24 protein-coding genes are annotated in these 25,870 nt (G+C 65.8%); 9 read left to right on the forward strand and 15 right to left on the reverse strand.

Translation table 11 applies throughout. The features are described from left to right. Position 1: 1 nt before the first annotated feature. From G5C50_RS26720 to G5C50_RS26760, 9 genes are all read right to left on the reverse strand, one after another. Entirely contained in the window at positions 2–439 is a 438-nt protein-coding gene (locus G5C50_RS26720; RefSeq protein WP_165074033.1) for a SufE family protein, read from the reverse strand. A 166-nt stretch (positions 440–605) separates the two neighbouring features. Further along, the gene (locus tag G5C50_RS26725; protein WP_165074034.1) at positions 606–1,466 is read right to left on the reverse strand and encodes a sulfurtransferase; all 861 of its coding nucleotides are present in this window, start codon (positions 1,464–1,466) and stop codon (positions 606–608) included. Positions 1,467–1,496: 30 nt separating this feature from the next. After that, positions 1,497–2,834 carry a Fe-S cluster assembly protein SufD gene (gene sufD, locus G5C50_RS26730; protein ID WP_165074035.1) on the reverse strand — a complete coding sequence of 446 codons (1,338 nt, stop codon included), beginning with the start codon at positions 2,832–2,834 and terminating at the stop codon, positions 1,497–1,499. Between the two features lie 233 nt (positions 2,835–3,067). Beyond that, complete coding sequence (sufB, locus tag G5C50_RS26735; protein ID WP_165074036.1) at positions 3,068–4,483, reverse strand: Fe-S cluster assembly protein SufB; 1,416 nt, start codon at positions 4,481–4,483, stop codon at positions 3,068–3,070. Between the two features lie 51 nt (positions 4,484–4,534). Further along, positions 4,535–5,368 carry a Fe-S cluster assembly ATPase SufC gene (sufC, locus tag G5C50_RS26740; RefSeq protein ID WP_165074037.1) on the reverse strand — a complete coding sequence of 278 codons (834 nt, stop codon included), beginning with the start codon at positions 5,366–5,368 and terminating at the stop codon, positions 4,535–4,537. A gap of 6 nt (positions 5,369–5,374) precedes the next feature. Then, entirely contained in the window at positions 5,375–6,076 is a 702-nt protein-coding gene (locus tag G5C50_RS26745; RefSeq protein ID WP_165074038.1) for a helix-turn-helix transcriptional regulator, read from the reverse strand. Between the two features lie 351 nt (positions 6,077–6,427). Continuing rightward, positions 6,428–8,200 carry a sulfatase-like hydrolase/transferase gene (locus G5C50_RS26750; protein ID WP_240907379.1) on the reverse strand — a complete coding sequence of 591 codons (1,773 nt, stop codon included), beginning with the start codon at positions 8,198–8,200 and terminating at the stop codon, positions 6,428–6,430. Positions 8,201–8,251: 51 nt separating this feature from the next. After that, the gene (locus G5C50_RS26755) at positions 8,252–9,406 is read right to left on the reverse strand and encodes a DUF1559 domain-containing protein (RefSeq protein ID WP_165074039.1); all 1,155 of its coding nucleotides are present in this window, start codon (positions 9,404–9,406) and stop codon (positions 8,252–8,254) included. A 1,025-nt stretch (positions 9,407–10,431) separates the two neighbouring features. Beyond that, complete coding sequence (locus G5C50_RS26760) at positions 10,432–11,292, reverse strand: cytidylate kinase-like family protein (RefSeq protein WP_165074040.1); 861 nt, start codon at positions 11,290–11,292, stop codon at positions 10,432–10,434. A gap of 349 nt (positions 11,293–11,641) precedes the next feature. Here G5C50_RS26760 and G5C50_RS26765 point away from each other — a divergent pair, with 349 nt between their 5' ends. The 3 genes from G5C50_RS26765 to G5C50_RS26775 all read left to right on the forward strand — a co-directional run bounded on the left by G5C50_RS26765 (position 11,642) and on the right by G5C50_RS26775 (position 13,681). Continuing rightward, positions 11,642–11,854, forward strand: a complete 213-nt coding sequence (locus G5C50_RS26765) for a hypothetical protein (protein ID WP_165074041.1) — start codon at positions 11,642–11,644, stop codon at positions 11,852–11,854. A 133-nt stretch (positions 11,855–11,987) separates the two neighbouring features. Beyond that, on the forward strand, positions 11,988–12,779 hold the full coding sequence (locus G5C50_RS26770) for a glucosamine-6-phosphate deaminase (RefSeq protein WP_165074042.1): 792 nt from the start codon (positions 11,988–11,990) through the stop codon (positions 12,777–12,779). A gap of 29 nt (positions 12,780–12,808) precedes the next feature. Continuing rightward, on the forward strand, positions 12,809–13,681 hold the full coding sequence (locus tag G5C50_RS26775; RefSeq protein ID WP_165074043.1) for a fumarylacetoacetate hydrolase family protein: 873 nt from the start codon (positions 12,809–12,811) through the stop codon (positions 13,679–13,681). A gap of 80 nt (positions 13,682–13,761) precedes the next feature. Here the strand turns inward: G5C50_RS26775 and G5C50_RS26780 are convergent, their stop codons facing one another. The 5 genes from G5C50_RS26780 to G5C50_RS26800 all read right to left on the reverse strand — a co-directional run bounded on the left by G5C50_RS26780 (position 13,762) and on the right by G5C50_RS26800 (position 18,324). Next, entirely contained in the window at positions 13,762–14,811 is a 1,050-nt protein-coding gene (locus tag G5C50_RS26780; RefSeq protein WP_165074044.1) for an NF038122 family metalloprotease, read from the reverse strand. 463 nt (positions 14,812–15,274) lie between these two features. Beyond that, positions 15,275–16,162, reverse strand: coding sequence for a tetratricopeptide repeat protein (locus G5C50_RS26785; protein WP_165074045.1), 888 nt, complete (start codon positions 16,160–16,162; stop codon positions 15,275–15,277). A gap of 81 nt (positions 16,163–16,243) precedes the next feature. After that, on the reverse strand, positions 16,244–17,029 hold the full coding sequence (locus G5C50_RS26790; RefSeq protein ID WP_165074046.1) for a sensor histidine kinase: 786 nt from the start codon (positions 17,027–17,029) through the stop codon (positions 16,244–16,246). A 96-nt stretch (positions 17,030–17,125) separates the two neighbouring features. Further along, positions 17,126–17,389, reverse strand: coding sequence for a hypothetical protein (locus tag G5C50_RS26795; RefSeq protein WP_165074047.1), 264 nt, complete (start codon positions 17,387–17,389; stop codon positions 17,126–17,128). 281 nt (positions 17,390–17,670) lie between these two features. Next, the gene (locus tag G5C50_RS26800) at positions 17,671–18,324 is read right to left on the reverse strand and encodes an ANTAR domain-containing response regulator (RefSeq protein ID WP_165074048.1); all 654 of its coding nucleotides are present in this window, start codon (positions 18,322–18,324) and stop codon (positions 17,671–17,673) included. Between the two features lie 156 nt (positions 18,325–18,480). Here G5C50_RS26800 and G5C50_RS26805 point away from each other — a divergent pair, with 156 nt between their 5' ends. Continuing rightward, positions 18,481–19,005 carry a MaoC family dehydratase gene (locus tag G5C50_RS26805; RefSeq protein ID WP_165074049.1) on the forward strand — a complete coding sequence of 175 codons (525 nt, stop codon included), beginning with the start codon at positions 18,481–18,483 and terminating at the stop codon, positions 19,003–19,005. A 125-nt stretch (positions 19,006–19,130) separates the two neighbouring features. Here the strand turns inward: G5C50_RS26805 and guaA are convergent, their stop codons facing one another. Continuing rightward, complete coding sequence (gene guaA / locus G5C50_RS26810; protein WP_165074050.1) at positions 19,131–20,693, reverse strand: glutamine-hydrolyzing GMP synthase; 1,563 nt, start codon at positions 20,691–20,693, stop codon at positions 19,131–19,133. A gap of 328 nt (positions 20,694–21,021) precedes the next feature. Here guaA and G5C50_RS26815 point away from each other — a divergent pair, with 328 nt between their 5' ends. The 5 genes from G5C50_RS26815 (at position 21,022) to G5C50_RS26835 (ending at position 25,863) form a co-directional block, all read left to right on the forward strand. Next, complete coding sequence (locus G5C50_RS26815; RefSeq protein WP_165074051.1) at positions 21,022–21,477, forward strand: hypothetical protein; 456 nt, start codon at positions 21,022–21,024, stop codon at positions 21,475–21,477. A 72-nt stretch (positions 21,478–21,549) separates the two neighbouring features. Then, positions 21,550–22,107 carry an RNA polymerase sigma factor gene (locus G5C50_RS26820; protein ID WP_165074052.1) on the forward strand — a complete coding sequence of 186 codons (558 nt, stop codon included), beginning with the start codon at positions 21,550–21,552 and terminating at the stop codon, positions 22,105–22,107. After that, a complete protein-coding gene (locus tag G5C50_RS26825; protein WP_165074053.1) occupies positions 22,104–22,685 on the forward strand; it encodes a hypothetical protein in 582 nt (193 codons plus the stop codon). Before G5C50_RS26820 ends, G5C50_RS26825 begins: the two co-directional genes overlap by 4 nt. 618 nt (positions 22,686–23,303) lie before the next feature. Next, positions 23,304–25,448 (forward strand): recombinase family protein, encoded by a 2,145-nt coding sequence (locus tag G5C50_RS26830; protein ID WP_165074054.1) that lies wholly within the window; start codon positions 23,304–23,306, stop codon positions 25,446–25,448. Then, complete coding sequence (locus G5C50_RS26835) at positions 25,441–25,863, forward strand: DUF7674 family protein (RefSeq protein WP_456093845.1); 423 nt, start codon at positions 25,441–25,443, stop codon at positions 25,861–25,863. Before G5C50_RS26830 ends, G5C50_RS26835 begins: the two co-directional genes overlap by 8 nt. The last annotated feature ends 7 nt before the right edge of the window (positions 25,864–25,870 follow it).

Genomic DNA, 25,870 nt, shown 5'->3' on the forward strand with positions numbered 1-25,870 from the left:
ATCAATGCCCTGCGTGCTGAAGCATGGCGACCCGAGCCACGTCGCGCTTGATACGGCGGAGCACCCCTGCGAGGCCGCGGACGCGCAGCATCCCCAGGACTTCGGTCAACCCGCAGCGGTCCACGAGGTCGCCGGGGACCTTCAACACGTCCTCTGGGGCCGCGCCGTTGAGCCCTTCCAGCAGCAGCGAGACGAAGCCGCGAACGGTGGGCGCTTCGGCCGGGGCGTCGCCGTAGAGGGCGACCCGATCACCGATCATCTCGACGAACAGATAGACCGGCGACTGGCATTCCTCCACGCGATGCTCGGCGTCCTTCCGCGCCTCCAGCTCTGGGGGGAGCGGCGGCAGGTTCTTGGCGAAATCGATCAAGAGGTCGATCCGCTCCTGGCGGTCGGACTCGCGTAGTTCGTCGATAATAGCGTCGAGGGCGGCTGGCATAGGAATCGTCTGCTCCTTCCGGCGTTGGGAGAGGGCCGGCCCCGGCTCGGGCGGTTCCGTACAAGCAGTCGGCTTCGCACGCGCGAAGCCGACCGTCGGACGGGTCTGCGACCATCCGGGTTCGTTCCATTCTTCACGATGGCCCGTCGTCGGGCAAGTCGTGATCTCAGGCGCCGGGCCCACGCTCGATCGGCGCGCGGACCAGGTTGCCCCACTCAGTCCAGGAGCCGTCGTAATTGCGGACACGCGGGTATCCGAGCAGGTACGTCAGCACGAACCACGTCAGGCTGGAACGCTCGCCGATCCGGCAATAAGCGACGACGTCGTCGGCCGGCTTCAGCCCGGCTTCCTTCTCGAAAATCGTCTTTAGCTCGGGGACCGACTTGAACTTGCCTTCGTCGTCGACGGCGCGGCTCCAGGGGACGCTCTTGGCCCCAGGGATGTGGCCGGCGCGGAGGGCTCCCTCCTGGGGGTAGTCCTCCATGTGCTGCATCTCGCCGGTGAATTCCTTGGGGCTGCGGACGTCGATCAGCTTGCCGCCGGCCTTCATGTGGGCGAGCACGTCGTCACGGAAGGCGCGAATGGCCGCCTCGTCGCCGCCCGCGACCTTGTAATCGGTCCGAGGGTACGCGGGGGTTTCACGCGTGAGGGGCCGGCTCTCATCGATCCAGAGCTTTCGACCGCCGTTCATGATCTTCAGGTTCTTGTGGCCGAAGAGCGTGAACGCCCAGAAGGCGTAGCAGGCCCACCAGTTCGACTTGTCGCCATAGAAGACAACCGTCGTGTCCGAGCTGATGCCGCTCTTCGAGCAGAGTTCGGCGAACCGATCGGCGTTGATGTAGTCGCGGACGACCTGATCCTGGAGGTCTCCCTGCCAGTCGATCCGGACGGCCCCCGGGACGTGGCCCAGGTCGTAGAGCAAGAGGTCTTCGTCGCTCTCGACGATCCGCACCTTGGGATCGTCGAGATGGTCCTGAACCCACTGAGTCGAGACGAGAGCCTCGGGATGAGCGTACGCTTCTCCCATCGAACCAAACTCCCCGGCCTTCCCGGCCGATCAAGAATCCCCGAGTTTCGCCGCGACGGCCCCGCGAAGGGTTTCGCGAACGGGGTCGAGGGTGATTCGGTCGTAGACGTTGGCGAAGAAGCCCTCGACGATCAGCCGGACGGCCGTCTCGCGGGGGATGCCGCGGGCCTGGCAGAGGAAGATCATTTCCTCGTCCACGCGGCCGGCGGTGGCGCCGTGAGTGCAACGGACGTCGTTGGCCTCGATCTCCAGGCCGGGGATCGAATCCGCCCGGGCCGAATCCGAGAGGATCAGGTCGTCGTTCTTCTGGTAAGCGTCGGTGCGCTGGGCGTCCTTCTCGACGCGGATCATCCCCTTCCAGACGACCCGAGAGCGGTCCTTGAGGCCCCCCTTGTAGAGGAGGTCGCTCGTGGTGTGAGGCGCCTGGTGGTCCTGTCGCGTGAAGTAGGCGAGGTGCTGGCGGCCGGTCGTGAACATCACGCCGTTGACCTGGGCCGAGGCCCCCTTGCCGGCCAACGCGACCTCCTGGTTGACCTTCGACAGCCGCGAGCCCAGGGCCCCAACGGTCCACTGGAGGGTCGCGTCGGCCCCGACGACGGCCCGCTCGCGGGTGAAGTGCCAGGTGGCGTCGTCCCAGTTCTGGATGTTGACCAGACGGAGGTGCGACGACGCCTTCTGGAGGACCTCAAGAGCCCCAATGTGCAGCCCCGGCTTGTCGCCGCGGCCGGCGCTCGCCGTTTCGCGGACGAGAGTGGCCTCGGCACCTTCTTCCAGCACGACCAGCGTGTGGCCGAAGTCGACGCGGCCGTCGGCCGACATGCCGGCGATGCTGAACAGCGGGAGTTCGACCTTCACGCCCTTCGGGACGTACAGCAGCGAACCGCCGCTCCAGAAGGCCGCATGAAGCGCCGCGAGGACGTCGTCCGACGGCTTGACGACGTCGGTCAGCAGGTGGTCGCGGAGGATCTCCGGATGGTCCTTGACGGCCGTCTCCAGGTCGACGAAGACCGCGCCGCCGAGCTTCGCCGGGTCAGGCCGACGCACGACCGCGCCGTCGACGTGCTCGACGCCCGTCGCGTAGTGGGACGACAGCCCTTCCCAGAGCCCGTCGAAGGCGGCCTTGGCGGACGACGAGGGCTCGACGAGGGCGGGGGGCCCGAACTCGGCCGGCTTGAAGGCGCGGATGTCGGTCCGCCGCCACTCCTCGTCGCGCGAGGTCGGCCAGGCGAACGCCTGAAACCGCGCAAACGCCTGCCGGCGGCGGTCGACGAGCCAACCGGGCTCGTCCCGCCCCTTCAGAAACGCCTCGAAAGCGTCTTCAGTGAACCCGGCATGGGCCGTCGTCGTCGCGGAAGGGCTGCTACTCATGTTGCTTCCAGAACTTGAACATCAACGCGATGAAATCGACCACGCCCCCGCGCCTCGTTAGGTGCCACGGGCGGCGGCCCAGGAATCAGTAAGGAGCGACGACGTCGCGGGCAGACCGTACCATACCATCCGCTGCGGCGTCGCTCGCGCTGGGGGCTCTGAGCGCACTCCGGCCCAGAGGCCGCAGAAGGTCGACCGCCGCTGTTCGTGACGGTCGACTAACCAAAGCCCCGTCAGCCGACGGAGCCCTCCATCTGGAGCTGGATGAGCTTGTTCATCTCGACGGCGTACTCCATCGGCAGCTCCTTGACGAGGGGCTCGATGAAGCCGCTGACGATGAGGGTGCTCGCCTCAGCTTCGGAAAGGCCGCGGCTCATCAGGTAGAAGAGCTGCTCCTCGCCGATCTTGGAGACGCTCGCCTCGTGGCCGATCTTGACGTCATCCTCGTCGATCTCGATGTACGGATACGTGTCGGACCGGCTGGACGGGTCGAGGATCAGGGCGTCGCAGACGACGTTCGACTTCGACCCCTTGGCGCCGTCGGTCACCTTCAGGAGGCCGCGGTAGCTGGCCCGGCCGCCGTTCTTGCTGATGCTCTTGGAGATGATCCGCGAGCTGGTGTAAGGGGCGGCGTGGACGACCTTGCCGCCGGCGTCCTGGTGCTGGCCGGCGCCGGCGAAGGCGATCGAGAGGATCTCGCCGCGGGCGCCCTTGCCGACCATGTAGACGGCCGGATACTTCATCGTCAGCTTGCTGCCGAGGTTGCCGTCGACCCACTCCATGAGCGCGTCTTCGTGGGCCACGGCCCGCTTGGTGACGAGGTTGTAGATGTTGTTGGCCCAGTTCTGGATCGTCGTGTAGCGGCAGCGCCCGCCCTTCTTGACGACGATCTCGACCACGGCCGAGTGCAGGCTCTCCGACGAGTACATCGGGGCCGTGCAGCCCTCGACGTAATGGACCTGAGCGCCTTCCTCGACGATGATGAGGGTCCGCTCGAACTGGCCCATGTTCTCGGCGTTGATGCGGAAGTACGCCTGGAGCGGGACGTCGACCTTCACGCCGGCCGGGATGTAGACGAACGAGCCGCCGCTCCAGACCGCCGAGTTCAGCGCCGCGAACTTGTTGTCGGCGATCGGGATGATCGTGCCGATGTACTCGCGGACGATGTCGGGGTATTCGCGGACGGCCGTGTCGGTGTCGACGAAGATCACGCCCTTCTTCTGAAGGTCTTCGCGAAGGCTGTGGTAGACGACCTCCGACTCATACTGAGCGCCGACGCCGGCGAGGAACTTGCGCTCGGCTTCGGGGATGCCCAGCTTCTCGAAGGTGTTCTTGATCTCGGCCGGGACGTCGTCCCAGCTCCGCCCTTGGCGGTCGGCGGCCTTCATGAAGTAGCGGATGTCGTCGTAGTTCAGCTCCGAGAGGTCGCCGCCCCAGAGCGGGGTGGGCTTCTGGAAGAAGGTCTCCAGGCCCTTGAGGCGGAAGTCCCGCATCCAGGCGGGCTCGTTCTTCATCTCGGAGATCTGCTCGACGATGTGCTTCGTGAGCCCCTTGCCGCTCTTGAAGGCGTAATTGGCGTCGGAGTCGCGGAAGCCGTACTTGTACTCCTCCTTGATCCCCGCCACCTGCTGGTTCAGATCGGTCGACATCTCGCGTCCCCTCGTCGTATGAGTGTTCGTCGCCGCGGTCGGGTGGGTGGGTCAGGCGCCCACGCCCTGGGCGTTGGGGTTGGCGGCTTCCAGCTCGTCCTCGCGACGGGCGGCGTCGGGGTACTTGGCGCGGACCCAGTCGTAGCCTTCGCGCTCAAGCTGCTTGACCAGCTCGGGGCCGCCCTGCTCGACGATCTGGCCGCCGAAGAGGATGTGGACGAACTGGGGCTTGATGTAGGTGAGGATCCGCTCGTAGTGGGTGATGACGAGGATCCCCGTCGAGTACTTGCCGGCGACCCGGTTGACCCCCTCGGAGACGATCCGGACGGCGTCGATGTCCAGGCCGCTGTCGGTCTCGTCGAGGATGGAGAAGGCGGGGCGGAGCATGGCGAGCTGGAGGATCTCAGCCCGCTTCTTCTCGCCGCCGGAGAACCCCTCGTTGAGGTAGCGGCGGGCGAACTCGTGGTCCATGCCCAGGTCGTCCATCTCCTGGCGCAGCTCCTTGCGGAAGTCGCGCATCGGGATCAGGTCCTGGCCTTCCAGCCGTTCCGGGTTGCGGACGTTGGTGACCGCGTGGCGGAGGAAGTTGGCGACGGTCACTCCGGGGATGGCGGTGGGGTACTGAAAGGCCAGGAAGATCCCCGCCTTGGCCCGCTCGTCGGGCTCCATGGCCAGGACGTCCTCGCCGTCGATCGTGACCGACCCGCCCGTCACCTCGTAGTTGGGGTGGCCCATCAGGGCGTAGCTCAGGGTGCTCTTGCCCGAGCCGTTGGGGCCCATCAGGGCGTGGACTTCGCCCTGCTTGATGGTCAAATCGACCCCGCGGAGGATCTCCTTACCCTCGACGGCGACGCGCAGATTCTCGATCTTCAGGACCTTGCTCATCGACATTTAAACCCTGTTGACGTCGTCTTCAAATGGGACCCGGGCGAGCTTGCGGGGGAGGGGGGATTCGGGGACGATTCCCGGGATCGGCGGCTTCGCTTCAAAGTCGCACGACCGGTCGCCGTCGAGGCGGCACTGGGAGAGGGTCAGCCCCTTGCCCAGCACCTTCTCCAGCATCTTCCGCTCCAGGGCGCAGATCGCCCGGTCCAGTTCGGCCAGCTCGTAGTAAGGGCAGGAATGCTGGCGGAGGAACGCCGGCCGATCATCCCCCTCGCGGGCGACCTCGACCTCGATTCCTCGAACCTGCAAGAGCCCGCTGAGCTGGACCAGTCGGCCTTCCCAGGCTTCCCCTTTGACCTGGGCCCGATACATCTCGGCCAGGCGTTCGGTGATTCTCGTGAACAGTTGTCGGCGAAGCTTGCGGTCTTCGACCGACGTCATCATCTCTTCCCAGAGGACCACGGCCAGGTCGGCGTAGTTCTGCCCCAGCCGTTTATGAGCCGCGGCGCTGGCCCGGTAAGCGTGCTTGGGACGACCGCGGCCGTCCTGCCGCGATTCCCGCTCCACCAGCCCGGCGCCCAGCAACCGCGACAGCCGATTTCGCACGGCCGTCCCGGTCACCTTCATCTCCGCGGCCATCTCGCAGACCGTCAGAGGACCCCGGCGGCGGATCAGGTCCAGCAACACTCGATCCGACGATTCCGACATCGAATCCGCCCTCCGCCCGCCCCATCGATGATCCTCTAACAGACCCCTCCGGGTCGCGGAACCCTATTGTAGACGCCCCCTTCCGCTCCGTCCACTCGCCGGGAGCCTCGTTTTCGACTTTTACACAAAAAGAATTGCGAAAAATCGAGCGGCCTCGACATGCATCGAGAACGCTCGTACAGAGTCCCCCGACCCTCGAGGACGGCAGCCGTTCGGATTGCCTCAATTCGTAGGGGCGCCCCTCGTGGGCGCCCGAGCGCCGTGGACATCTGATGGCGGTCCGACATCCGATGGCGATCAGGGCGCCCACAAGGGACGCCCCTACGAATTGGCGCCCCCGATCGGTCGGCTCTAATCGACCAACGTCAGCACGATCGTCCGCAAGTCGATCACGTGACGCCCAGGGACGTCCGTCGCCCGGATGGTCAGCGTTCCCTGCCCCTTGCTGAGGTTGAGGACGCCCAGCTTTAGAGGCTTGAAGTCCTTGACGTACGATTCGCCGCTCCGCTTGACCCGATCGTGTTCCGCGCCGCGAAGCGGTGGGTCAAACGGCTCAACGACCTGGGCCTGGACGTGACGGTCGCCCAGGCTCAGGTCGAGCGTGGCGCCGACGTCCTCGGCCGAGGCCGTGTAGTAGACCTCGGCCTCGTAGCGGCCTTCGGTTGCGATCTCGACGTCCCAGGTGATCGAATCGTCCTTGCTCGTCCAGTTCGTGAAGTAGGAGCAATTCGGGGCCCCTGCGCTCCGCTTGATGTGACCGTGAGGCGCGCCGTCGCGCGCAGGCAGCCACGTGATGGGGAAGGCGGGATAACCCACCGTGAAGGGGCGGACGTCGTTCCTCAATCCGGTCAGCAACTCCTGCGACCAGCGAGCCACGGCCTCCTTGAACTGCGAGGCCACCTCCGGCCGGTCCCTGGTGACGTCGGTCGCCTGGCCGGGGTCCGCCGTCATGTCGTAGAGCCTCCCGGAAGCGTCGAGGCGGTATTGCTGGCTCCGCACGCTCACCTTGCCGTTCCAGTGGCTGAAGATCCGACGGTCGGGCCAACTCGCGTCCGCATCCCCCCGCAGGAGAGACGCGATGCTCTTCCCGTCCAGGGGCTTGGTCGAGACGATCGGGATCCCGGCCAGGTCGGCCAGCGTGGGGAGGAGGTCGATGGCGCCGGCGATCGCGCCGACCTTCGTGCCGGGTTTGACGTGGCCGGGCCATCGCAGCAAAAGCGGCGAGCGGACGCCCCCTTCGTCGGTCGAGCCCTTCCGTCCCCGCATCCCTCCGTTCCAACGCCAACCATTCGGGCCGTTGTCGCAGAAATAGAGGACGATCGTGTCGTCGGCCAGTTTCAGCTCGTCGAGCCGTTTGAGCACGCGGCCCACGTTCCAGTCGATGTTCTCGCACATCGCCAACGCGGCCCGGGTGTGTTCGAGGTCCTCGCGCTCGGTGCCCGTGTAACGCATCTTCAGGTCCGCGTCCTTGAACTTCTCGTAGAAGCGATCGGGGACCTGCATGGGCGAATGAGGCGTATTGAAGGGCAGGTAGCAGAAGAAATTGCGGCCGCGATTCGCCTCGATGAACGACAGGGCGTGGTCGGTCAGGTCGTCGCTGATGAATCCGCGGCCCTTCACGAGCCGACCGTTATGCTCGAGCGCGGGATCGAAGTACTCTCCCCAGTGCCCCGAGCAGAACCCGTAGAACTCGTCGAAGCCGCGAGCGTTGGGGTGATAGGGATACTGAGTCCCGTTGTGCCACTTGCCGAACGCCGCCACGGCGTAGCCCGCGGCCTTGAAGGCGTCGCCGATCGTCTTCTCATCGAGGTTGAGCCGTTCGCCGCCGCTCGTGACGTTCCACACGCCTCCTCGCGGGTGATACCGCCCTGTGAGAAACTCGGCCCGAGTCGGCGAGCAGACCGGACAGACGAAGAACCGCTCGAAAAGCGCCCCGTCACGCGCGAGCGAGTCGATGTTCGGCGTGCTGAGGTTGGTGTTGCCATTGACGCTCAGGTCCCCCCAGCCCTGGTCGTCGCTCAGGATGACCACCACGTTCGGCCTGGCCGCCGAAACGACCCCGGACGTGAACGAGGCCATCACCAGCGCGAGAAACGCCGTCGAGAAGAGGCGAGGTCGGAACATGGGTGGGTCCAACTCGATTGGGGATGGGGGGGGAGGCACCTCAACGCGAAATTAGTATGCGTCGGACGAGACGACTTCGCCACCGGCCCGCGTGCCGAGCGCCCAGTAGGTCCGAAGGTCGATGGTGCTCTTGATGAAGCGGACGCTGCCGTCGGCGAAGGCGAAGTTGGAGCCCCCCGAATGGTTGCTCGTCGAGTTGACGAACCCCGCGAGCCCCCACATATTCACCGATTCCGCCTGGCACGAGTTGAAGGCGTATTGCGGGCTGTTCGGCGGCGTGACCGTGTTGAAGAGCGACGTACCCAGGTAGCCGGCCATCCACGTGGCCCCGCTGAAACTGACACCCTTCGTCTTATCGGTCGTGCCCACGTTCGCCCGGGCGAACGTGGCGCAGGCCGAGAGCGCCTGCACGACTTGCGGTTGCAGAGTGCTCGCGTCGAGGGCGACCGCGCCGGCGACCTCGGGCACGGTCCCGAAGCTCGCGCGACGCATGTCGGCAACCATCGGTCCGACACCTCCAACCAGACGCTCGGAGTATGCGATGGTATTGGATGTGCCGTCGGTCACGCTCGCCACGCTGTAGGCGGGCACGCTGTGCAGGATCGGATCGTCGAAGCCGAAGATGCCCGACGGCTGCTGGATCGTCACGCTCTGCCCTGCGACCTTCACCGCCTGGACGGTCGACCCCGTGCTGCCCGCGTAGTTGCAGTTGAAGTCGATTCGGATGTCCGTCAGGGTCGTGGGCGAGATCCCGTCCGAGGGGCAGATGAACACGTTCAGAGGCGCGTAGAGGACCGTGGAATTGGTGTAGTAAGCCAGGTTCAGCGCCTGGGCCGGCGCGAAGCTGAAATTGACCGCGTTGTAGACGGTCGACTGCTCCAGGTGGCTGAGCACCTGCGCGTGCGCGCTCCACGGGTTGCCCCCGTAGTTGGCGCCCGGCGTGGTCTTCGCCCAGGACTGGGCGATGGGAAACGAGCCGATCGTGGACTGGTAATTGTGCAGTGCAAGCCCGAGTTGCTTCAGGTTGTTCACGCAGTGGATCCGGCGTGCGGCCTCGCGGGCCGCCTGCACGGCAGGCAGGAGCAGGGCGATCAACACCGAGATAATGGCGATGACCACCAGCAACTCAATGAGCGTGAATCCCCGAATGCGGTTACGTCGGGCGTAAGCCGGCCTCGACCGGTTGTCGCGATGCAGATTCGGCATGTCTGTCTCCATCGAATCCGGACGCCTCCGCTGGCGCGGTCGGCGATCCCCGGCTATCGACTCAACATGCCTCTCGTCGACGAGTCGGCCTCATCCCAGGTGGGGCGAGGAGGAGGCGAGAGATCCCTCTCCATCGGGCCGACATTCTTTTCTGAGTTAGGTTCCCCCGTCAAGCCTAATTCATACTTATTCTATAGATTCAATATTATTTCCAGCGACTCAGCAGCATGGCGGAGCTGAGAATCACGGCGGTCGAAGAGAAAGACATCCGCAAATAATCCCATTTTGGAAACGACTTCGGGATCATCGGGAAGCCATCGATCGACACTGAATCCACGGAATGATCCGGCGACGTCCACCGAATAGCTCAGAAATACGACCTGTCGGCGATCAAAAATGACAATCGGGGACCATCGTTAAATAGACAGCGCTGGATTCCGGCTCTTTCTCAATTCGCTTATCACGGCAGCAACGGCGAGCGAGCAACGCGACGCTACTCGCTCAACACTGCCTCGCGACAGAGGCGCGCCCAATGCATGGCTGGTCGCTGAGGAAGAAAGGCCACGGATGGACACTGATGAACACCGATGGGAGGGATGTGTGAATAAGCAGGCCGAACATCCAAGGGAGGCTTTTCTCTCCATCTGCGTCCATCCGTGTTCATCTGTGGCCGCTGTCCTCCTGGTGTTGTGAGCTGCCCGGGTCCACTCTTGGCCGTCCCTGAAGTTTCCGGGGGGACTTCCATGACTCGATACTGCGTGGCCATGCGACGGGCGACGGGTGCACGGTCGCCCATGCCGGTTCATGGCCGCGCTTGCATGGCCGTGGCACACAGATCCATGTTCGTTCGGTGGCGTTGAGTGAGGAGCGTCAGGAATACTGTCGTTTCTCGCCGAACGAAGCCATCGAGGAGAATCGCCGTAAACACCATACCAACAATAACCTTAGACGCACCAAAGCGGCTTCGCGAATGCAGCGATCGAAGCCAAATCAAAGCCGCCGCGGGGAGATAAGGACGGGCGAGATCAAGCCCGGCGGTCGACGGCGTCGGCCGAGGGGGACGGTGGGCTGGGGATCTCGGGCGAGGGGGGCGGGACAGTCCAGGGCTTGGTGGAGGTCGCTCCCGGGTTCGTCGATGCGCCGGGGCGGCCGGCTTCGACGGCTCGGATGAGCACCTCGGCGACGATGTCCAGGCCCAGGCTTTCGGAGTCGAGCACCATGTCGTAGTTGTGGGGATCGGCCCCGTTGACGCGGTACATGGTCCGCTCGAAGGAGAGTCGGCGGGCGTCCAGATCCTTCGCTGCGCGGCGGGCGGTTCGGAGCGAGACGCCCATGCGTTCGCCCAGTCGGTAAGCCCGGACTTTCAACGGAGCGACGATCCGAACCGACAGGGTTGCCTCCCTCGGCAGCAGGAAGCCGGCGCCTCGGCCTACCAGGACGGATTGCCCTGCGCGGCCGATGGCTTCCAGGAGCTTCGCCAGGTGGTCCAGGTAGGCTTCCTGGGGCGCATAGTGCTCCTCGCGGAGGGGGAGGAGCCAGTCCTGGATGACGCTGGGGGCCAGTTCGTCGAAGGTTCGGACCTCGTCGACGGTCGTCTGCATCCGGTGGGCGATTGCTTCGACGATTTCCTCATCGAAAACCTTCCATCCCAGGCGGCGGCCGACCATCCGGGCGATCGCGCCGCCCCCCGCGCCGGCTTCTCGGCTGATGCAGACGTTCTGGAACCGGGCGGAGCCGGCGGCCGTCAGGGGGAAGGCGCGTTCGTCCTCCCGCCAGCCGAAGAGCCAGCGGACGACCGAGAGAGGCCATTCGCCGAAGCCGGACCATCCCCGATCCGGCGTCGGGGTTTCCGAGGTCGAAATCGAGAACGGATCGAACGAGCCCATGGTCCGTGCCTCCCGAGGGCCATAGCCCACCCTTTACACAGACACTCTAGGGAATCGACCGGCCGTTGAAAAGCCGCCCGCCGCCGGGGCGTCCGCCGTTGCAGTCCTTGGGCCGTCGCCTGTGCAAGATTTACAAGGGCGTCAGGCCGGTGGCGACCCTCGCGGAAAATTGTCGATTTTCGCTCAAGTTCCGGAGCGAAAGGGAGTTCGGCTCAAGCCTGGGGACCGCTCGCCGTCGTGGCGCGCGACTTGCTTTTGGGTGGAGCGTCCCTGGCGAAACGGGCCCGGCGAATGCGGACGACGGGCTCCGAACCCGACATAACGCCTCTGGATGAAGGATCGGCCCACGATGAAGGATCGGCGACACACCCTCATGTGGATGAAGGATTTGCTGGAGCACATGTCGCGCTGCCACGACCAGCTTCAGTGGGCCGGCGACGACGATCCGACCCGCGATTACCTGGCCGATTCGCTGCTCGGCGATCTGGTGGAATGCCAGCGGCTCTGCGAGCAATTGCGGGGAGCCGGCGGTCGCCAGGCCCGTCAAATGGCCCTCTCCTGAGCCTCCGCGACACGTCCGCCGCCGCCGTTCCAAGATGAACGGTGGCGGACGCGGGCCGATTCGGCTATCGTCTTTACCGTCCCGATACGGAGACGAAACCGGTCAGGCCGACGCGCGAGGTCCCCGCCGAACTATGCTCCCGCCACAAATACCCGCCATCCACTTCAACGTCGACAATCTCAAGGTTCTCGTCTATGACGATCGGAACCAGGCGGGACGGGCCGCAGCCGCAGCCGTCGCCCATGCCATAGTTCAGCGTCAAAAGGTCGCGGGACGTGCCAACGTGATTTTCGCGGCGGCCCCCAGTCAGGACGATTTCCTCGCCGACCTCATCGCCGCCAACGGCGTCGATTGGTCCCGCGTGTCCGGCTTCCACATGGACGAGTACCTCGGGCTGACGCCTGAGCACCCGGCCTCGTTCCGCCGTTACCTCCACGAACACCTCTTTGACCGGGTGGGCCTGAACGACGACAGCCTCCGGTTGATTCCCGGCGAGCGGACTGAACGCCCCTCGCAAGTCTGCCTCGAATACGAGGACCGGCTGCTGGGCGAGCCCACCGACGTCGTCTGCGCGGGGATCGGCGAAAACGGCCACCTGGCGTTCAACGACCCGCCGGTGGCCGACTTCCTCGACCCCCTGCTGGTGAAGGTCGTCCGTCTCGACCAGGCCTGCCGCGTGCAGCAGGTCAACGACGGCTGCTTCGAGAAGCTCGACGACGTCCCGACCCACGCCTTCACGCTGACGGTTCCCGCGCTGCTACGGGCCCCCGTCGTCTCGGTCGTCGCCGTCGGCCCGAGAAAGGCCGAGGCCGTCCAGGCGACCCTTCGCGGGCCGATCTCCGAGGCCTGCCCGGCGACCGCCCTCCGCCGCCACTCGGGCGCGACGCTGTACCTCGACCGCGACTCCGCCAAGTTCGTCCTCTGACCCTCCCCGACCGAATCGGAACCGGAACCATGAAGTTCGTCACCGTCGAGACCGGCCTCGGTCCGCGCGCCTTCGGCGTCCGGTCGGACGGCTACGTCGATCTCAACGCGACCGACCCGACGCTTCCCGCGAGCGTCAAGGCGATCCTCGCCCTCGGCCCCGAGGGCGTCACCCGCGCCGCCGCGGCGACCGCCTCCGGCGCGGCGGTCGCCGCGGCGTCGGTCAAGCTCCTACCGCCGATCCCCGACCCTCAGAAGGTCCTCTGCATCGGCCTGAACTACCGCGACCACGCCATCGAGAGCGGCGCGGAGATCCCCCCCGAGCCGGTCCTCTTCAGCAAGTATCCCAACACCCTCATCGCCCACGGCGACAGCATCGTGCTGCCTCGCGAGAGCAATGAGGTCGACTTCGAGGCCGAGTTGGTGATCGTCATCGGTCGCGGAGGCCGGCGCATCTCTCGCGAGAAGGCCATGGAGCACGTCGGCGGCTACATGCCGGGCCACGACGTCTCGGCCCGCGACTGGCAGATGAACAAGCCGGCGAAGCAGTGGACGGCCGGCAAGACCTTCGACACCTTCGCCCCCACCGGCCCAGCACTGACCACCGCAGACGAGATCCCCAACCCCCAGGGCCTCGGCATCCGCCTGCGGCTCAACGGCCGGACGATGCAGGACTCGAGCACCTCGCAGTTCATCTTCAGCGTCGCCGAGATCGTCGCCTACCTGTCCAACATCATGACCCTCGCCCCCGGCGACCTCATCTTCACCGGCACCCCGCCGGGCGTCGGCATGGCGCGCAAGCCCCCCGTCTGGCTCAAGCCGGGCGATGAGGTCGAGGTCGAAATCGACGGCCTGGGCACCCTCAAGAACCCCGTCGTCGCCGATGACGTGTCGCACGGGTGATCGTTCGGGGAACGTGATCGAGACGAAGCCCTGACCCGAGCGCCGGAAAGCGTCGGGTCAGGGCTTCTCGATTTCAACGATCAACCGACCGTTCGACGACGGACAGCCCCGCCCAGAACGATCGAGCCCAGGCCGAGCATCAGGATCGAGGAGGGCTCGGGAACCGCGGCGGACGAGATGTTGTAGCCGATGAGGCTCAACGCCCGCAGGTCGTTCTCGCCGACCTTCGTGATCTGCCCGAAGGCGAGGGTCGGGTCCATGATGCCGATGTTCAGGCCCGTGATGTCGTCGGCCTTCCAGTGGCTGGCCTGATTGCCGTCGCCGGTGTAAGCGCCCGTCGACATCCTCCACTCGTTGGCGATCGTGTCCGTGATCGCGTCGCCTCCCGAGTTCAGATAGCGTGCGAACGACGTGAATTCAGAGGTTGTGGAAGGGTCGCGTCCAGCCACGTTGTTCTGGAATCGGTACAGATCCAGGGGGTTCAGGTAGATCGAGGCGGTCTGACCAAGCGCCCGGTAATAGTCGACGTCGTCCACGGCGGAGACGAAGCCAAGGGCGTGGCCGATCTCATGGGCGGCCACGGTCTCGAAATCCATCTTCCCGGCGTCGACACCGTCGCGGTTGTCGTAGTCGAAGGCGAACTGCGAGTTGAACGTGATGGATGCGTCCGAAGCTGCGTTGACCGTGAACCCCAGCGCTTTGGCGTTGGCCGTCGTCAGCGCGATAGCCCCCGTGAGGCTGAACCCCGTCGGGAGGATCGCGGCGAACTGGGCGGCGGTCGGCAATGAGGCGACGATGGCGTCCCCCGGATCTCCTCCCGCCACGGCATCGGCGACCATGGCGTTCCTGATCGTGTTGTAACTCGCCGCCACATAGCTCGACGCGGTCTGGCCGATAATCCCGCCGCCACCTAGATTCGCCAGGCTGGCTGAGATGTTGATCGTGATCGGGTCGCTGATCCTCGACACCCACTGCTGTGCGGCCCGCTGAAAGGCCGCCAACGCTGCGGAATTGGCGGCAAGCCCGGCGTCGGCGTTGATATTGATCTGGAACGATCCGAGATCGTGGGTACGCGTTCCAACGTCGATCAACTGGCCATCGGGGATGACGCTGATCGGGAGTTGAAGCACGATCTCGTCCGCCTTCAAAGGCGAAGCAAAGATCCAACAGCAGACAATCGTCGTCGCGCCTGCAACCGCGCGAAAAAAGGGCCGGCCTCGCTCAACCATGGAGTGTCTCTCGCCAAAAAAAGATGCGCAGCGTGGAGGAACGTCATCTCATCGACGCGTACAAGTAAGGACGCGATCAATTGAGGACAGACTCAAGTTCGAGGCCGCGTCGAATGGTTTTGAGAGGGGGAAACGAACGATCGCGGCGCGACCCGATTTAACAGTACGACTTTCTTATTTGCAAACGTCTTCTTCCAAATCATGAAACACCGAAGCACCCAACGATTCACCGTCGACCCCACTTCACACCCGCAAAATGAATTTTTGTTAACCACAGATCGACATCGAGTCCTTTCGTAGCATGACGAAGCGGGTCTGATGCTCTCGCCCAATTGAGCCTGCACCGATGGGCGGCCGGCCAGTCTCAGCGCCGGAGGCGTTCGCTGAGGGTGCGGGCCTCGGCGTCGTCGGGGGAGAGCCGGAGGACGGCCTCGACGGCCTGGAGGGCGTCGGCGGGGCGGCGGGCGGCTTCCAACGCCTGAGCCAGAGCGAGGTGGACCTCAGGGCGGGCCGGAAGCTTCTGGGAGGCGGAGCGGAGGTCGTCGACGGCCGGGCCGACGTGATGCAGGGCGAGATGGGCTCGGCCGCGGAGGTAGAGCGCCTCGGCGTCGCCAGGAGATGATTCGAGCGTCTGATCCAGCCGCGCGAGCGCCTGATCGGCCTCGTTGCGGGCCAGTTGGACGATGGCGATCCGGCGGTTGGCCTCGGCGAGAAAGGGATCAGCCTCCAGGGCGCGGAAGCAGGCGGCCAGCGCGTCGTCGACCCTGCCGACGGTCTCCAGCACCTGGGCGAGAGCAAGATGAGCGGAGGCGTCGTGAGGCTCGATCTCGACGGCCGTCTCCAGCCGCTTGAGCGCCGAATCGTAACGCCCCCGGATCGCGTCGATCCGAGCCAGGCCGATCAGTGCGGCGGCGTAATCCGGATCCAGCTCCAGCGCCTTGCGGAAGCAGATCTCGGCCTCGTCCGGCCTCCCCTGGAGCAGCAGGACCGATCCCATCCGCTGGTGGCCTTCGGGAGAGGCCGGCGCCACGACGACCAGTTGGGAGAGCGTCGTCTCGGCCGTGGCGAGGTCGCCTGCATCGACGGCGTGTTGGGCCTGCTCGCCGAGAACCCGAGCCTGAGCCGCTTTTTCCGGGCTGAGGGCGTCCCGGGCCGATCGGCGCGTCGACGACCAGTTGCACCCGGGAAGACCCGGGAGCATCCAGAAAAGAAGGCCAGTTAAGGCGATCAGGCCCCCTCGCCGTATCCGCACGATCCCCCTCCCTGGGGCGGTCAGATCGGTCCCCGTCCGGGCGCATCGACTCTCAGCGCCTCGGGCCGAATCCGACGAAGGCTACGCCCGATCGCCGAGGCGGTCAATGGCGATCGGCGGATCGGAGGGAGGGGTGCGGGGGAAAGTCGCGCGGACGACGAGACCTCGAACGCCGTCGGATTCCAGAGAGAGCCGGCCGTGCAACTGGGCGGACAGTTCCCGGCCGATGGCCAATCCCAGGCCATTCCCTTCAATCGAGGAATGCTCGTCGCGAGCCAGGCGGTAGAACGGTTCAAAGACGCGGTGGTGGTGTTCAGGAGGGACGCCCGGCCCGTCGTCGGTGATCGACAGACTCCAGAAATCCGCCTCAGCCCTTCCCTCGACGCGGATCCGGCCGTCCGGCGGGGTGAATTTCAACGCGTTGGAGGCCATCGCCGCGAAGATCTGCTGACACCGCGAGGCGTCCGTTACAACCAGGGCATCGCCTTCGACGGCCTCGGCCTCCCAGGCAATCCCCCTGACGCGGGCCGCTTCGGCGAACGTTCGGTCCACCTCCTGCACGAGCGCCCGGATCGAGAACGTCCCCAGGTTGGGGGATCGGGCGGAGCGGATGACCTCGGCGTATTCGAGATAGCTCCGCGACAGCCGAAGCATGCCGTCGCAGAGCGTCCGCATGGTAGCGACGTGTCCCTGCTGAGCCGGGGAAAAGCGCGCGGGGGACTCGCCCAGCAGCAGGTCGAACCCTGATCGCAACGAGGTCAGCGGACGACAGAACTCGTCGCTGAGGCTGCTGAGCAGATTGTGCAACTCTCGTCGGTCGAAACGCGCGGGGATACTGTCGGGACAGGCGTCGGAAGGCGCGTCCATATCTGTCTTGCTCGGCTCTGAAGATCCGCCCGGAACGAATTCCGCGACGACGCGGTCGGACGGGCGGCGATCGGCGTCGAAGAGCGACGGGTCAGGTCAAGAGACCACGATCTGGTTCGCCAGCAGAGGGTGGCCGTCGGTGAGGTCGAGCACGGCCTGCTGGGCGACCTGCTTGGCGTGATACGTCCTCGACCGCCCCTGGAGGAGGATCCGGTCGTCCGTGTAGTCCACCCGGAGGTCGCGGATGCGACCGTTGGAGACCCGGTTGACGTGGCCCTCGATGTACTGGGCCAACTCCTGATGCGTCCTGCCCGGCCCAGAATCGGTAAGGTGGTCGGCTCGCACATTGAGCATCGGCATGACGTTGCCCTCGTCCTTGGTGCCGTGATGCAAGCTGGAGCGGTCGCGTCCGGAGCAAGTACCTAACCAGGATCGGGGCGGTCGCCGGGCGTTGAAGGGGAATGCGCCGATGGACGGATCGCATTCAGGGACCGCGAAAGGCCGGTCGTCCTTCTCCAGCCAAGCGAGGGCCCCGCCGTCAGGCCTTCAAGGCCCCGGGCGGACCCGCCGAGGTCTCCTCGGGAATCCCCCGATCAACCTCGGCTCAACCGTAGCCTAACCAGATCCGCGGCGGGGGTCAACTAGTCGATCGGAGGGGGCTCGACGGGGCGTCGCAGGGGACGCGAGGGGGGGGCGACGGCCTGGCTGGGCGAGTCGAGCAATTCGTCGGTCTGAATGATCGACTCGGCGAGCTTCGCCATCGGCACCCGGCGATCCTGGCTCTGGCGCTGGAGGAGCCGGAAGGCCTCAGTCTCGCTGAGTTGCTTGCGAGTCATGAGGATCCCCTTGGCCCGCTCGATCAACTTGCGCTCGCGGAGCGTCATCTTGAGATGGTCGACGTCTTCCTGGAGCGTCTGGATCTCGCGGGCGCGGGCGACCGCCACCTCGACGGCCGCCTGGAGGCTGGGCGTCGTCATCGGCTTGAGGAGGTAGGAGATCACACCGTCCTCGACGGCCTGGTCGATGAGGTTCGGGTGGCCGTGGGCGGTGAGGATGATGACCGGCGTGCCGGGGTCCTCGGCGATCTGCCGGGCGGCGGCCAGACCGTCGATGCCGGGCATCTCGATGTCCATGAAAACCGCGTCGGGGGCGAGGCGGCGGCACATCTCAACGGCGCGCTGGCCGTCGTTGACCACCGCGACGACGTCGTAACCAAGCGACTCAAGCTGGTTCTGCAACCCGGCGGCGACCGCCTTCTCGTCGTCGGCGATCACGAATCGATATGGACGTGACATCGTCGTTGTTCCCCTCCACACCACACTGATGGATCTTGCGATCATCGCTCGGGAAGCCGGCTCCCAACGTTGGGGAAGGCGGCTTCCGCCGTCGCAACGGGGCGGATAGACTCGTCGCCGACGGACCTGCTCGCAACCGAATTGAAGAGATCGGCCATGGAACCTGAAGCCACCGAGGGAAGTCCCGAATCCCGCCCCCGACGCCGCACGACGGTTCTGGGATACGACGACCTCGCCGTCGGCGACGAGTGGGAGAGCGCCTCCCGAACAGTCACTCAGGCCGACGTTTCAACGTTCGCCGGCCTCTCTGGAGACTTCAACGCCCTCCACATGGATCATGCCTGGGCGACGGCGGAAGGCCCTTTCGGCAAACCCGTCGCCCACGGTCTGCTCGGTCTGGCCCTGGCTTCGGGCCTGGCCAGCACGGCGCCGCGGATGGACACGCTCGCCTTCCTCGCCGTTCTGGAGTGGAAATTCCTGCTCCCCATCGCGTTCGGCGACACTGTCCGGGTCGTCTCCACGGTCGAATCGATCGAGCCCCAGTCGCGGGGACGCCGGGCCGTTGTGACCTGGCGGCGTCGCCTGCTAAACCAGGAGGATCGCGTCGTCCAAGACGGTCGGACCCAGACCCTCGTCCGAAAGAAGACCGACGGCGGTGGAACGGTTTCGTCGAAACCCTGACGACTTGCAATCACTCTCGCCCGTCGATCGCCGACGCCGTCCACACCGCCGAATCTTTCGATTCCACCGAGTCGCAATCAAGCAAATTCAGGACCGAGCCAGGGGATTCCCGCAGATCATGGCGGTTACTCCCACTCGATCGTCCCCGGCGGCTTGCTCGTCACGTCGTAGACGACTCGGTTGACGCCCTTGACCGTGTTGATGATCCGCGTCGACGTTCGGGCCAGCACCTCGTGGGGGAGGCGGGACCAGTCGGCCGTCATGAAATCCTCGGTCTCGACGGCGCGGACGGCGACCACGTTCTCGTAGGTCCGAGCGTCGCCCATCACGCCGACCGATTGCACCGGCAGCAGCACGGCGAACGCCTGGGCCGTCTGGCGTTCCAGGCCGGCGGCCCGCAGCTCTTCGAGGAAGATGGCGTCGGCCTGACGGAGGACTTCGAGCCTCGGCGCGGTGACCTCTCCCAGGCAGCGGACGGCCAGTCCGGGGCCGGGGAAGGGGTGCCGCCAGACGAGATCGTCGGGGAGGCCGAGTTCCAGGCCAAGGCGGCGAACCTCGTCCTTGAACAGGTCGCGCAGGGGCTCGATCAGCTCGAAGCCCAGCTCGGCCGGCAGCCCGCCGACGTTGTGGTGGATCTTGATCGTCGCGGCCGGGCCGTCGGGCGCGCCGCCGCTCTCGATCACGTCGGGGTAGAGCGTCCCCTGGGCGAGGAAGTGCGCTCCGGGAATCGATCGAGCCTCTTCGCGGAAGACCTCGATGAACGTGTGGCCGATCCGCCGCCGCTTTTCCTGGGGGTCGGTCACGCCGGCGAGGGCCTTGAGGAACTGGTCGGCCGCGTCGACGACGCGCAGCTCGGCGTCGCTGTGGCCGCGGAAGACGTCTTCAACCTGGCTGCGCTCGCCGCCGCGGAGCAGCCCCGTGTCCACGAACACGCAGACGACCCGATCGCCGAGGGCCTTCGCCAGGAGCGCCGCGCAGACGGCCGAGTCGACGCCGCCGGAGAGCCCGCAAACGACCCGCTGGTCAGGGCCGACCTGCGAGCGAATCCGCTCAAGAGCCTGCTCGATGAACGCCTCCATCGTCCAGGCGCGGGGGTTGCCGCAGATCCGGTCGAGGAAGTTCCCCAGCATGAGCGCCCCGTAAGGCGTGTGGGAAACCTCCGGGTGGAACTGGAGCCCGTAAAACGGATAGCTCTTGTGCTTGGCCGCGGCGATCGGGCAGGTGGATGTGGCCGCCAGCGGGACGAAATCGCTTCCCGCGTCGAGAATCTGGTCGCCGTGGCTCATCCAGACGGTCGTATCGTGGGGCACGTCGTGGAAGAGCGGTTCGGCCGGGTCGACGACGTGGCAATCGGTCCGACCGTACTCACGGGCCGGCGGAGCGTCGACCTTACCCCCGAGCGCCTGCACGGCCAGTTGCATGCCGTAGCAGATGCCCAGCACGGGAATTCCCAGCTTGAACAGCTCCGGGTCGCACTGGGGAGCGCCGGCTTCGTAGACGCTGCTCGGTCCGCCCGAGAGGATCAGGGCCAGGGGGTTCAACTCGCGGACGCGTTCCGCCGTGATGTCGTGGCGGACGATCCGGGCGAAGGCGTGCCGCTCGCGGACCCGCCGCGCGATGAGCTGCACATATTGCGCTCCGAAGTCGAGCACCAACACCGGCCGCGACGAGAGATCGGTCGGATCCATTTGAGGCATGTCTTTCCGGCGACCAGGAAGCGTTGAGAATCCGGCTCGCGAGGCGTCGCAATGCCGGCTCGGCAAACCGTCAGTTTATCACGCCGAAGGGTGATCGAGAAACGGTTGCTCTCTGGTTTCGCCGTCGATGGATCCGTTCAATCAAGCTCGATCCCATCACCCACACCTACGCCTTCGGCCGTTCGCGGCTATCGTAATCGGGCTATCATCGACAATGGATCCTCGCCGCCTCCTCCTTGACAGCGCCAAAGGCGCGGGCACACCATGAACCTGGAGGGGGTGAATCCCCCAGGACGATCTCCGCGAAAGGCGGCGAACGATGGCGACGGCACCTGGCGACGCAAGACACGCGACTCCTCCAGCCCCCGTTGAAGCGGGCGCCCCGGCCATACCGCCGCATCGCTCCGAGTACGAGTTCAACGCGGCCGAGGACCTGATCATCCAGGACCTCGGCGCGAAGATGAGCTTCGTCGGCCTGTTCATGGTCGGGATCGGTCTCTGCTTCGCGGTTTCGGCGATCCAACGCTGGTCGCGGCTGCACGAGATTGAGATCGGGCTCATCTTCCTGAGCATGCTCTTCGCCGTGTTCGGCGTCTGGACCCACCGCGCCGGGAGCGACTTCCGCCGCGTCGCCGAGTCCCGCGGCCGCGACGTCACTCACCTGATGTCCGCCCTGGCGACTCTTTTGAGCTGCTACCGGCTAATCTATCTGATCTTCCTCGTCGGCCTCATCTTCGCCGTGATCCAGCTCGCCGCCACGAACCTGGGCGGCTGAGAATTCGGCGACCGCGATTGAACCTCCGGCCCTCCGCGAGCGGCTATTCCTCCGGTGTTGGAGGGCTCGACGTTGGCGAGGGACAAAGAGGCCGTTCGGCTTGAACTGCTAGCCCTACGATGCCGTCGCGGCGACGCGAGGGCGTTCGAGGAACTCGTCCGCGAGTGGGAAGGGCGGCTGTTCTATTACGTCCGTCGCCTGGTCGCCACCGAGGAGGACGCCTGGGACGTTCTCCAACAGACCTGGCTGCGGGTCTACAAGAGCGTCGGCTCGTTGCGGCAGCCTGAACGGCTGCCGGTCTGGCTCTATCAGGTCGCCCGATGCGCGGCGATCAGCCACCGCCGGGGCCGACTCCGCAACGAGGCCCACGAGGAATCGCTCGACGACCCGCCTGACCCGACGGCGGAAGACGACCTTGACCTGCTCGACCGATGCGAGCAGGTGCATGTCGGACTGGAGCGGCTCTCGCCGGCTCACCGCGAGATCCTCACGCTCTTCTTCCTGGAAGACCTCTCGCTGGAGCAAATCGCCGAGGTCCTCGAAATCCCGCCCGGCACAGCGAAGTCGCGGCTCCATTACGCCAAACGGGCGCTCCGCGAAATCCTCGAACGCGAGGAGGACCACCGATGACCCGCGACCCGAACGGAATGCGCGATCGGCTCCTGAAGGCGGAACGAATCACCCCTGACCTGAAGCGGCGTTACGACCTGGAGATCCAAGCGATGATCGAGAAGAAGCTGACAAAGTGGCAACGGTGGGGCTGGCTCGCCTCGGCGATCTTCGGTACGGCTTGCGCCGTCGTCTTCGGCGCGCTGGCTGTCGTCGGCCCGGGCGGCCTCCCCTGGGCGGGTCGACTCGGCCTCGCCGGCGGGGCGGTGTTCGGACTCGCCTGGGCCTGGCTGGGGCTGCGGGTCTTCCGCCGGGGCGTGCTCGACCTGAAGCTCGACACGGGCCTCGCCGCCGGGCTCTCCTGGTGCCTCCCCATCTTCCTGACGACCCTGTTCATGGTCGCCGCCCCCGACGACGTCCGCGGCCTGCGAATGATCCTCTGCGGCCTGGTCTTCCTCGTCGCCGGCGCCATGTTCCTCACCCGCCACGTCGTCGAGCAGTCTGAGCTGAAGACGCGCGAGAAGCTGCTGGAGATCGAGTATCGACTGGCTGAATTGACGGAGGTGGTGAAGGCCGACGCTGGCGGCCAGGGGGCGTGACCTGCTTTCGCGCGGAGCTGTCGACAAACGAAGAACGTACGCCCGAAACCCTGCAATCGCCGTCATCTCGCAGGGAAGAGTCCCTCATCGATCAGCGTTTCTCGAAGCTGCACGCGAAATGGATCATTGATTCTGAGGAGAAAGATGGTGGACCGACCGGCGGCCGTACGTCCAACCATCAGAGCGCCATCCCACTGAAAGTGTCTCGCCCAGAGTTGACGGCGTGGATTGAACAGAGGTGTGAGCTTTCTGAACTTGGGATCGAGCGTTGCGATATCCGTGCCCTTAAACGTGTTGCAGAAGAAGCAAACAGACTACACCTGAAGTTGAGCCTTGTCGATCCTCCGAAAGGCCCCCCATAATCGGGGTTCCGGCGCTCCTCAAACTGGCCGATTGGTGCCGGCTTCGCCTGGAGTCAGCTCAACACGGAGGCTCATCGTGCGACACGCCCCCTCCCGTCGAGTCTCCCCCCGCGCCTGCTGAAGACCGGCCCGCGGATCCCGCTCAGCCAGTTCTGGACGGCCCTTTCCCAAGCCGAACGCGAGCGGACGCTCTTGACGCTCAGCCGCGTCGTCGCCAAGCAACTGCCCCGGCCTCCCGTCGGAGAGGGGGGCGATCATGAGCGTACTTGAAGGGGCCGTCCGCGTCAGCGCGCTGCGATCGTCGAAGATCCTCGACGTCCACCTCGACCGCCTCGCCGTCGTCTACGTCCGCCAATCCGACCCCCAGCAGGTGCTCAATCACCGCGAATCCCGCGAGCGGCAGTACGCCCTCGCCGATCACGCCGCCGCCCTCGGGTGGCCGAGGGACCGTGTCCTGGTCATCGACGACGACCAGGGGATGAGCGGCCGGTCGGCCGACCGGCGGGGCGGATTCCAACGCCTCCTGGCCGAAGTTACCATGGAGCACGTCGGCCTGATCCTCGGCATCGAGATGAGCCGCATCGCCCGCAACAGCAGGGATTGGCACAACCTCCTGGAGATGTGCGCCATCTTCGGGACGATCCTCGCGGACGAAGACGGCGTCTACGACCCGCGGGACACCAACGACAGGCTCCTGCTCGGCCTGAAGGGGACCATCAGCGAATTCGAGCTGGTCACGATGCGGAATCGACTGGAACGAGGCCGGTTGAACAAGGCCCAACGCGGCGAGCTGTTCCACCGCGTGCCGACCGGCTACGTCAAGCTCTCCACGGAACGGGTCGAATTCGACCCCGACGAGCAGGTCCGCGAGGTCATCCGCCTGATCTTCGACAAATACGACGAGATCGGCACCGCCTGGGGCGTCTTCCACTACCTGATCCGCAACAACATCAAGATCGGGTTCCGCCCGTTCCACGGGCCCAATCGCGGCAACCTGGAGTGGCGACGCCCCGTGCTGCTGACCGTCTTCCAGATCCTGCGACATCCGATCTACGCCGGGGCCTACGCCTATGGGCGTCGGCCTCACAAGCACGTCCGGACGGCCGACGGCGAGCGTACCGGCGTCGGCCCGTGGGTCCCGATGGAGCAATGGAAGGTTCTGAAGCGCGACTGCTTGCCGGCCTACATCACCTGGGAACGCTACCTGGCGAATCAAGAATCCCTGCATCAGCACCGATCCGGCCCGGGCTGCAAGGGGAGCCCCCGCGGCGGCTCCGCCCTGCTCGCCGGTCTGATCGTCTGCGGCAACTGCGGGCGCTGCCTCCAACCGTCCTATCGGACTCACGCTCGGGCCTATTACAGTTGTGTCCGACACCTCCACGAAGGGACGGAGCAGACGTGCTTCGGCCTCAAGGCCGCGGTGGTGGACGATCTCGTGGTGCAGCAGGTCCTTCACGCCCTGGAACCCGCCGCGCTGGAGTTGAGCTGCCGGGCGCTGGAGGATGTCCAGCAGGACCGCGCCCGACTGGACAAGCACTGGAAACAGCGGCTGGAGCGGGCCCGATACGAGGCCGTGGACGCCGAACGGCGCTACCGGGCCGTCGACCCGGAGAACCGCCTCGTGGCCCGGTCCTTGGAACAGCGGTGGGAGGAGACGTTGCGGGCCGAGCGCCAGGTCGGCGACGATTACGATCGGTTCCTTCGGGAACAGCCGCCGCAACTCTCGCGCGACGAGCGGGCCCTCATCGCGGCCCTCTCCTCCGACCTGCCCGCGCTCTGGCATGCGCCCGACACGACCGATCAGGACCGCAAGGAGATCGTCCGCCACCTGGTGGAAAGGGTCGTGGTCCAGGTGAAGAACGACAGCGAATATGTGGACGTCGCGATCCACTGGCAGGGCGGGCTTGTCAGCCGGCACGAGGTCGTGCGGCCGGTCAGGACCTACGAGCAGCTCCGCGACCTCGACAAGCTCATGGACCGAGTCGTCGCGTTGCGCCACGAGGGTCGCACGGCGGCGGAGATCGCCGTGTGCCTGAACCAGGAGGGTTTCGTTCCGCCGAAGCGTTGCGGCGAGTTCTATCCCGAACTCGTCCACGAACTGCTCGTGCGTCGCGGCCTGTCGAACGAGAAGAAGTACGCCGACCAACTCGGGTCGGACGAGTGGTGGCTGCCGAAGCTGGCCGAAGCGGTCCCGGTGTCCGCCGGGAAGCTCGCCGACTGGGCGCGCCGGGGATGGCTCCATTCCCGCAGAACTCCTGCGCAGCACCTGTGGATTCTCTGGGCCGACAAGCAGGAGTTGAAGCGGCTTCGCAAGCTCGCCGCCTCGTCACGCCGTGGGATGGTGGAATATCCGGCCGATCTCACCACCCCGAAGGAGCGCCACCGTGGGGGACATGGTTGATCGTGAAGCGTTCATCGCCATGCTGACGGAACGATACCCCGCCGTGGCCGCGGATATCGACGAGTGCGCCCGAGGGCTCCTCCATCTGGAGATGGGCATGCTCGCTCGTGCCGCCCAATCGGCCATCAGCGACGAAGACACGGCGTCCGTCAAGAAGCACTTCCGATTCATCGGCGAAGTCTACCGGCGAGCCACGCCGGAGATGAAGAACGCCGTCCACGTCTCGTACCTGGAGCGTCTGAGCTTCGACGGGAAGCACGGCAAGCGGATCAAAGCGAGGGAGATGCTCTCGCCCGAGCTGCGGGCAGGGTTGAGTGGCCTGGAGGCGTACAACGCGGAGCTGCTCGGACGCAGGGAGGGGACATCAATTCAACCTCCCTCGAAACCGGCCCGTCGCGGCAAACGCAAGAGGTAGCGTCGAA

Origin of the sequence: Paludisphaera rhizosphaerae, assembly GCF_011065895.1 — a bacterium.
Taxonomy (GTDB): domain Bacteria; phylum Planctomycetota; class Planctomycetia; order Isosphaerales; family Isosphaeraceae; genus Paludisphaera; species Paludisphaera rhizosphaerae.

Coding starts and splice junctions, on each gene's coding strand:
- G5C50_RS26720 (WP_165074033.1), bottom strand. CDS start 439: ATGCCAGCCGCCCTCGACGCTATTATCGACGAACTACGCGAGTCCGAC.
- G5C50_RS26725 (WP_165074034.1), bottom strand. CDS start 1,466: ATGGGAGAAGCGTACGCTCATCCCGAGGCTCTCGTCTCGACTCAGTGG.
- sufD (WP_165074035.1), bottom strand. CDS start 2,834: ATGAGTAGCAGCCCTTCCGCGACGACGACGGCCCATGCCGGGTTCACT.
- sufB (WP_165074036.1), bottom strand. CDS start 4,483: ATGTCGACCGATCTGAACCAGCAGGTGGCGGGGATCAAGGAGGAGTAC.
- sufC (WP_165074037.1), bottom strand. CDS start 5,368: ATGAGCAAGGTCCTGAAGATCGAGAATCTGCGCGTCGCCGTCGAGGGT.
- G5C50_RS26745 (WP_165074038.1), bottom strand. CDS start 6,076: ATGTCGGAATCGTCGGATCGAGTGTTGCTGGACCTGATCCGCCGCCGG.
- G5C50_RS26750 (WP_240907379.1), bottom strand. CDS start 8,200: ATGTTCCGACCTCGCCTCTTCTCGACGGCGTTTCTCGCGCTGGTGATG.
- G5C50_RS26755 (WP_165074039.1), bottom strand. CDS start 9,406: ATGCCGAATCTGCATCGCGACAACCGGTCGAGGCCGGCTTACGCCCGA.
- G5C50_RS26760 (WP_165074040.1), bottom strand. CDS start 11,292: ATGGGCTCGTTCGATCCGTTCTCGATTTCGACCTCGGAAACCCCGACG.
- G5C50_RS26765 (WP_165074041.1), top strand. CDS start 11,642: ATGAAGGATCGGCGACACACCCTCATGTGGATGAAGGATTTGCTGGAG.
- G5C50_RS26770 (WP_165074042.1), top strand. CDS start 11,988: ATGCTCCCGCCACAAATACCCGCCATCCACTTCAACGTCGACAATCTC.
- G5C50_RS26775 (WP_165074043.1), top strand. CDS start 12,809: ATGAAGTTCGTCACCGTCGAGACCGGCCTCGGTCCGCGCGCCTTCGGC.
- G5C50_RS26790 (WP_165074046.1), bottom strand. CDS start 17,029: ATGGACGCGCCTTCCGACGCCTGTCCCGACAGTATCCCCGCGCGTTTC.
- G5C50_RS26795 (WP_165074047.1), bottom strand. CDS start 17,389: ATGCCGATGCTCAATGTGCGAGCCGACCACCTTACCGATTCTGGGCCG.
- G5C50_RS26800 (WP_165074048.1), bottom strand. CDS start 18,324: ATGTCACGTCCATATCGATTCGTGATCGCCGACGACGAGAAGGCGGTC.
- G5C50_RS26805 (WP_165074049.1), top strand. CDS start 18,481: ATGGAACCTGAAGCCACCGAGGGAAGTCCCGAATCCCGCCCCCGACGC.
- guaA (WP_165074050.1), bottom strand. CDS start 20,693: ATGGATCCGACCGATCTCTCGTCGCGGCCGGTGTTGGTGCTCGACTTC.
- G5C50_RS26815 (WP_165074051.1), top strand. CDS start 21,022: ATGGCGACGGCACCTGGCGACGCAAGACACGCGACTCCTCCAGCCCCC.
- G5C50_RS26825 (WP_165074053.1), top strand. CDS start 22,104: ATGACCCGCGACCCGAACGGAATGCGCGATCGGCTCCTGAAGGCGGAA.
- G5C50_RS26830 (WP_165074054.1), top strand. CDS start 23,304: ATGAGCGTACTTGAAGGGGCCGTCCGCGTCAGCGCGCTGCGATCGTCG.
- G5C50_RS26835 (WP_456093845.1), top strand. CDS start 25,441: ATGGTTGATCGTGAAGCGTTCATCGCCATGCTGACGGAACGATACCCC.